5 protein-coding genes are annotated in these 5,500 nt (G+C 70.5%); all 5 read right to left on the bottom strand.

The annotated features are described in order from the left end of the window. Positions 1-254: 254 nt before the first annotated feature. Positions 255-1,064, bottom strand: coding sequence for a hypothetical protein (locus D7V77_RS39705; protein WP_120581399.1), 810 nt, complete (start codon positions 1,062-1,064; stop codon positions 255-257). Next, positions 1,061-1,771 (bottom strand): DUF4956 domain-containing protein, encoded by a 711-nt coding sequence (locus D7V77_RS39700; protein ID WP_120581401.1) that lies wholly within the window; start codon positions 1,769-1,771, stop codon positions 1,061-1,063. The genes D7V77_RS39705 and D7V77_RS39700 overlap by 4 nt, the downstream gene beginning before the upstream one ends. Before the next feature lie 5 nt (positions 1,772-1,776). Next, complete coding sequence (tmk, locus tag D7V77_RS39695) at positions 1,777-3,489, bottom strand: dTMP kinase (protein WP_120581398.1); 1,713 nt, start codon at positions 3,487-3,489, stop codon at positions 1,777-1,779. 6 nt (positions 3,490-3,495) lie between these two features. Then, positions 3,496-4,215, bottom strand: a complete 720-nt coding sequence (locus D7V77_RS39690) for a VTC domain-containing protein (protein ID WP_120581397.1) — start codon at positions 4,213-4,215, stop codon at positions 3,496-3,498. Positions 4,216-4,229: 14 nt separating this feature from the next. Further along, positions 4,230-5,500: hypothetical protein (locus D7V77_RS39685; protein ID WP_233597514.1), on the bottom strand; the 1,271-nt coding region annotated here is incomplete at its 5' end.

Genomic DNA, 5,500 nt, shown 5'->3' with positions numbered 1-5,500 from the left:
GCTCTTCGTTGATGGCCACTTTGCGTCCCCGCATGGCCTCTCTTACTGCTCCCCACCACTCCGCCTCGCACGCAGCTGTCAGGTAGGCGTCTGGCGATCCGCTCGCTTAAATGCGGGGATCACTCAGCCGCTGATGAGCACCGGAATCGGTTTTGATTTTTATCGTCGGTTTCGAGTTGAATAGACGAAAAATGCCCGAGGTCAGCGCATTCCTCGCGCCAACCCGGGCCTCAATCCCATCCAGATGAACAGGCCTACGGCTTCTTCACGTCGTAGGACACCAGTTCCTCCAGGCGTTCGCCTTCCTCGCGGACCTTGCCCACGCCGGGGACCAGCCAGTACAGGCGCTGCTTTTCCTCCTTCACCTCGCCGCTCTTGTTCAGCTTGTCGCGCTGGACCTTGATGGCGTTGTTGAACGTGCCCGCGGGCGTCGTCACCGTGACGTCCTTCTCCAGGACCTTCCAGACGTAGGTTGGATCCTTCCCCTCTGTTCCGCCCGCCGCGTAGGTGATCAGCTCGCGCACCTTGTCCTGGTGCTCCCAGGGCACGGAGGTCGGCGTCGCCGCCAGGGACTTCATCATCGCCGGGGACCAGGTCGTCGCCTTGGAGGCCAGTCCGTCCGTGACGTCCTCCTCACGCAGGCGCACCACCAGCCCGTTGGTCAGCTCCAGTTGCCAGGAGTTCTCTTCGTAGACCGTGCCGGACTTCGTGCGGTCCTGCCGGCTGTGCACCTTCACGGCCGTCATCGTCGTGTCCGGCACCGTCTCCGGGCCCTGCACCGTCACGACCTTGTTGAAGACCCCCTCCACGTCATCCGTGATGCGGTAGGTCCACGTGGTGCCCGCCGTCAGCGGCCAGAGCGTCGTCATCTCCGCCTGCTGATCCGGCTTCGTGCCGCCGCCCGTGCCCGGGTCCACCGCGTTGCCCGGCAGGTCTACCGTTCCGTCCGGGTTCGTCGTAGGCGCGCCCGGATCATTCCCCGTCGGCAGGCTGCCTCCACCGCCACCGCAGGCGGCGAAGGCTCCGCACGCCGCGAACAGCACCGCCAGCTTCCTGAACTTCATACCGTCTCCTCCCGCGCGCCCTTCGCGCTCACCGCCGTCCACCGCAGGCCCCGCAAGGGCGCCCCTTCCGTCCGTCCCAACGCCGCCGCCAGGCTTCCAGGCTCCGGCTCCTCCACTTCCAGCTCCACGCGCCGCGCGGAGAAGTCCATCGCGCAGCTCTTCACCAGCACGTTGCGCTCGCCCAGCGCCGCCCTCAGCGTGGCCTCCGCTCGCACCAGGTCGTCCGCCTGCGCGGACACCACCATTCGCTGCCTGGCCTCCTTCGTCGCCACGGCCTTCTTCTCGAACAGGTCCAGCACGAAGAGCAGCACCGCCACGAACCCCGTGCCCACGCACGCCAGCACCAGGTTCCCGTGGCCGCATGCCATGCCCAGGCCAATCACCAGGAACAGGATGGCCGCGTCGCGCGGGTCCTTCAGCCCCGAGCGGAACCGCACGAACCCGCCCAGGCCCACCAGACCGAAGGCCTTCGCCACGCTGTTGCCAATCACCGCGGTAATCACCGCCGCCGCCGCGCAGAGGAGGATCTGCGCCTGCACCATCTCCACCTTCGGCAGCGGCTTGCCCGTCAACATCCGCCACGGCCGCGACGACAACAGCGCGCCAATCACCGCCGCCGCCACCAGCCGCGGGAGGATGGCCCCCATCGACAGCGCCTGCAGCTCCTGCTCCACGTCCTGGAACAGGGCACCGAACGGACCCTCCATGGGCGTCATGCCTCCTGCCGCCCGGCGTCCACTCCCAGCGTCTCCGCCAGCGCCCGCGCCGGGCGCTGCGCCTGCTCCAGCGCTCGGGCGTGCGCCACCACCGCGTACGCGTTGCGCAGCACCGGCAGCTTCCCGGCCTGCTCCTCCAGGATGCGCTCCAACAGCGCCCGCGTCTCCGCCACCAGCGGCAGCCCGCGCATCGACGACACCACCGTCGCCGGCCACCGGCGCGCCGCGGAGGCCCGCAGCTTCCACGCGGCCGGCGAATCCATTCCGTCCACAGAGTCCAACGCCTCCTTGGTGGACTGCGCGCCCCGCTCACGCATCGCCCAGGCCCGCGGCGTGTCCACGCCGGTCAGCGAACGCAGCACCAGCTTCAGCGCTCCCTTCTCCAACTGTTCGCGCAGGCCCACCGCCACCGGCGTCTCCAGCCCCGTGGTGCTCCTCAGCACCGCCAGCCGGTCGTGCGGAATCAGCGCATCGCGCAGCGCCTCCGCGCGCCCCGTGCTCAGTCCGCCCAGGCTGCGCGCCACCTCCGAGTACAGCTTGCGCTGCATGCCCGCCTCGCGGACCACCCAGGACTCCTCGCCGTCCACTCCCACGAGCCCCAGCAGCACCGCCGCCAGATGCCCGTCCTTCAGGCCCCGCTCGCGCAGCGCCCACGCTTCCGGCGAGTCCTGCCGCTTGAGCCCCTCCAGCACCGCCGCCGGCGCCTGCGCATACAACCGCTGCCTCAGCGCGTGTGAGCGCGGGGACGTCACGAACCCCAGACCCTCCGCCACGTCCGCCGGCACGCTCGCCGACAGCACGTCGCGCAGCGTCCACGCCGTGTCGTCATCCAGCCCATTCAGGCTACGCGCCACCAGGCCCGGCAGCCGCTCCGCGTATGCCAGACGGCGCTGGTGCGCGGGCAGGCCCGGGATGCCGTTGAGCAGCCACGCCGCCAGCTGCGGCTCGCGCGCCTCCAGGCCGTCCACCGCCTGGAAGAAGCGCTCCTCCACGTCGTCCACGGACACCGCGCCCGGCGCCGGCGGGGGAGGGGCGGGGACCAGCCGCTGCACCGGCTGCTCACGTCCCTCCAGCCGCGCGACCACCGCGTCCACCAGGCGCTGCTCCAGCACTCGCAGCGGCTGATCATTGTTCTCCAGGATGATCCACCGCGCAGGGTCCTTCCGGGCCTGCGCCAGGAACGCCTCGCGCACGCGCACCGCCAGCCCCGCGCCGACCAGTCCCTTGCGGCTGTCCGCGTCGTTCTCCTTGCCGCTCTGCACCTTGCCCAGCCGCTTGCGCAGCCGCGCCAGGTCCGGGTCGACGTCCACCAGGATGACCAGGTCCGGCCACAGCCCCTGCGACGCCAGCTCGCACGCGGGCAACAGCTGCGCCTCCTTCAGGCCCCGCCCACCGCCCGTCAGCGCCAGCTGCGAGTACAGGTAGCGGTCGGTGATGCACACGTCGCCCCGCTTCAGCGCGGGCGCGATGACCTCTTCCAACTGCTGCGCGTCACGGGCCAGGTTCAGGAAGAACTCGGCGCGCGGGCCCATCTCCAAAAGCTTCGCGTCGCGCGTCAGGTCTCGGATGCGCCGCGCGGTGGGCGACTGCAATTCGCCGCCCTCGCGCGCGTGCGCGACCTTGTAGCCCAGCCGCTTCAGCCGGGCCGCGAGCAGGTTGGACAGCGTCGTCTTGCCGCTGCCGTCAATGCCTTCGAAATCGATGAACACGGTGCCCTAACCCCCTACGACCCCAACGCCACCTGATGTGAAGGCATGCACCCGCGCCATGCCCTCCGCGAACTTGCTGTACGCCGTCGCTCCCCCCGGATTGAGGGCCGACAGCCACTCGGGCAGCGCCGCCCCGAGGTGCTTCACCTCCACCACCACCCGCGAGTCCTCCCACACGGGCAGCCCCAGCCGCTCCACCGTCAGCGCCACGGGCGACAGGGCCAGCTCCGGCGATACGGCGTGGAAGCCGATGTCCCGGTCCACCGTCACCCGCCACTCCTGCGACACCTGGTACACGTGCCGCCGGTACGTCACCGCCAGCACCGGCGACAGGCTTCCCCCCGCGATGAGCGGCAACAGGCTCACTCCGCCCTTGAGGGTCCGGCCCAGCTCCGCGCGCGGCACCCACACGCGCCGCTTCCGCGTGAGCCCGCCACGCTCGAGCTTCACCTCCAGCACCACGCGCTCGCGGCCCGCCGCGCCCACGTCCGGCGAGTACTCCTTCGTCCTCACCTTGAGGCAGTCGTCCGGCGTGCGCAGCGCGCGCATCGCCAGCGGATGTCCCGGCTTGTCGAAGTACACCGACACGATGCGCGTGGGCGGCGGCAGGTACCCGCCCAGCTCCTGCGACAGCCTCGCGCAGACCGACTTGGCGTCCGGGGCCTCCAGCACGCGCTTGAATTCACGCCGCAGCTTCGTCACTTCGCCTTCAACGAATGAGATCATCTCCAGGTGTCTCCTCAACGGAAGCGGGTGGCGAGCTGCACCGACAGCTCGAGCGCGGGCGTCACGTCCCCCGGCCGGAGCGCACGCTCCGCCTGGACCTGCGCCTTGAACGAATCCGCCAACAACACGTTGAGCCCCCCCGTCACCGAATGCCCTTCCGCCTGGATGCCACCCTGCAATTGCAGCGCCTCCGCTCCCACCACCGGTTGCACCGCCCACCCGTTGTGGCCTACCGGCACCGTCCAGTAGGCCAGCACCGACTGCGACTGGAACGGCCCCAACGCCAGCCGGCCCATCGCCGCCTCACCCGTCAACGACAGCCCCCAGAGGTTCAGCTCCGCGTCCGCCGCCGTCGCGTACTGCTTCGTCCCGTCAATCACCTGCGTCAGGTACGTGCTCGTGCCCAGCGTGAGGAACTTGAACGGACGGATGCTCAGCCGCGCTGAGCCGTCCTCGCTCAGCCGCTTCCCGGTCGCGTCCTCGCCGCCCTCGAAGAGGCCCGCGGAGAACTTCAGGCCCCACGCCGCCTTGAGCCGCATCTCGCCCATCACGCCCAGACGCCGCCCGCCCAGGGAGTTCGTCTCCGTGAGGTAGTCCTCCACCAGTCCGCGCTCCTGGATGGGCAGCCGCCACGCCGACTCCTGCGAACGCTGCAGGAAGGGCGACTTGAAGCGGCCCGCGTACAGCCGCATGCGCTTGCCGTCGTCCGCCAGCCGCACGAACGCGTCCTTGAGAATCGTCTTGGAGGCGAGATCCGCGCTCACCTCCGCTTCCAGGTTGGACAGCGACGCGGCCACGCCCACTCGCGCGGACTCGATGCCCAGGTCGCGCTCGTACTTCTGGCGCTCGTCCGCGGCGGCCCGCGCGAACACGCGGCCGAACACGCGGATCCGCTGCTGCGGCCCGCCCTTGTCGTCCACCTTGTCCGCTTCGTCCGGCGCCTCGCCCAGCGTGTCCGCCTTGGGGCCCGTGTCCTTCTTCTTCTTGCCCGGCACCGCCGCGTCCGGCACCGGCGCGCCCGGCTCGGAGACCTGCTCCGGCGAACCCATGACGGGCCCCTGCGAACCGCCAGGCATCGCCTGCGCCACCGCGCCTTCCAGTGCGTCACCTGTCCCGTCCGCCGGCTTCTTCGCGTCGTCGTCTCCGGACACCTCGAGCGGCCGGTCTACTCCCTCCGCCGCCGCGTCCTCGTCCGGCTCCGGCGCCGCGCTCGCGACCGCCGGCAGGCCCAGGAGGACCGCGACGAGCAGCCCCCGCCGCCACCCCTTTTCCTCCAGCCCCGTCC

The organism is Corallococcus sp. CA041A, assembly GCF_003612075.1.
Classification (GTDB): Bacteria; Myxococcota; Myxococcia; order Myxococcales; family Myxococcaceae; genus Corallococcus; species Corallococcus exiguus.
The sequence above is the reverse complement of the archived record's forward strand: the minus strand, read 5'-3'. Positions and strand labels throughout refer to the sequence as shown.

Excerpts from the sequence above, each read along its gene's own strand:
- D7V77_RS39705 (WP_120581399.1), bottom strand. The coding sequence starts at position 1,064 with ATGAAGTTCAGGAAGCTGGCGGTGCTGTTCGCGGCGTGCGGAGCCTTC.
- D7V77_RS39700 (WP_120581401.1), bottom strand. The coding sequence starts at position 1,771 with ATGGAGGGTCCGTTCGGTGCCCTGTTCCAGGACGTGGAGCAGGAGCTG.
- D7V77_RS39690 (WP_120581397.1), bottom strand. The coding sequence starts at position 4,215 with ATGATCTCATTCGTTGAAGGCGAAGTGACGAAGCTGCGGCGTGAATTC.